We start from the raw sequence: 1,298 nt of genomic DNA on the forward strand, positions 1-1,298 counted from the left end.
TTTGGAGTGCCCGGCTTGAAATGTGCCAGTGGATAAGAGAGAACTGGACAAGGAGAGCATATGGGGCGAGGCAAGAAGTACCAGCCTGAGCAGGTGGTAAATCTATTGCGGCAGATCGAAGTGGCCGTAGCGAACGGCAAGACGACGGCACAGGCAGCGAAGGAAGCCGGGATCGTGGAGCAGACGTACTTTCGTTGGCGCAAGGAGTACGGCGGGCTACAGGTGGACCAGGCGAAGCGGTTGAAGGAGTTGGAGCAGGAGAACTCGAAGCTGAAGCGCCTGGTAGCGAACCTGAGCCTGGATAACCTTGTGTTGAAGGACTTCGCCTCGGGAAACTTCTAAGCCCTGAGCGACGAAGGATCGCAGCAGCTCATGCGCAACAGAGGCATGGGATGACGGAGCGCAGGGCATGCCGGCTGGCCAACCAGCCGCGCGGCACGCAGCGCTACCGTGCGATCCGGCGGGAAGACGAAGATGCACTCACGCAGGCGATCGTCCAGCTTGCCAGCCAGTACGGCCGTTATGGCTATCGCCGGATCACGGCGTTGCTGAAGCGAGCCGGCTGGCGGGTAGGCAAGGATCGGGTGGAGCGTATCTGGCGTCGCGAGGGGCTGAAGGTACCGCAGAAGCAGAAGCCACGGGGCAGGCTGTGGCTCAACGATGGTTCGTGCGTGCGGCTAAGACCGGAGCGGCGGAACCATGTATGGAGCTACGACTTCGTCAGTGCTCGGACGCATGATGGCCGCAGCGTACGGCTTCTCAACCTGATCGACGAACACACGCGCGAGAGCTTGCTGGTGCGTGCGGAACGCCGCTGGTCCAGCGCCAGGGTCATCTCCGCGCTGGCCGATGTGATGGTGATGAAGGGAGTGCCGGAACATCTTCGATCCGACAATGGGCCGGAGTTCGTCGCGAAAGACCTACGAAAATGGCTGGCCAAAACAGGAGCAAAGACGCTGTACATCGAGCCCGGCTCACCATGGGAGAACGGCTACTGCGAAAGCTTCAACTCAAAGTTGAGGGACGAGTTCCTGAACGGAGAGATCTTCTACTCGATCAAAGAACTGCGCGTGCTGGCCGAACGCTGGCGCGTCCACTACAACACCGTCAGACCACACTCCTCGCTGGGCTACAGATCACCAGCACCGGAGGCATGGCTGACAAACAACATGGGGTATGGAGAAGTGGAAAGCAAAGAACGCTTCCCACTTCCCCACACCCCCGACGGCGGCTACTTGAACTCAGAAATAGCTGCGCTACACTAACTCATCCAACGGCACAAAACATCGGGCACGCCA

1 protein-coding gene is annotated in these 1,298 nt (G+C 59.7%); it reads left to right on the forward strand.

Annotated features, from left to right (window positions below; all coding sequences use genetic code 11):
* The first annotated feature begins 60 nt into the window (after nt 1-60).
* A protein-coding gene (locus C7378_RS17585; protein WP_131999601.1) for an IS3 family transposase occupies nt 61-1,265 on the forward strand; the annotation gives its coding sequence in 2 pieces (ribosomal slippage) (nt 61-328 and nt 328-1,265; 1,206 coding nt in all).
* Nucleotides 1,266-1,298: the final 33 nt, after the last annotated feature.

Source organism: Acidipila rosea (assembly GCF_004339725.1).
GTDB lineage: Bacteria > Acidobacteriota > Terriglobia > Terriglobales > Acidobacteriaceae > Acidipila > Acidipila rosea.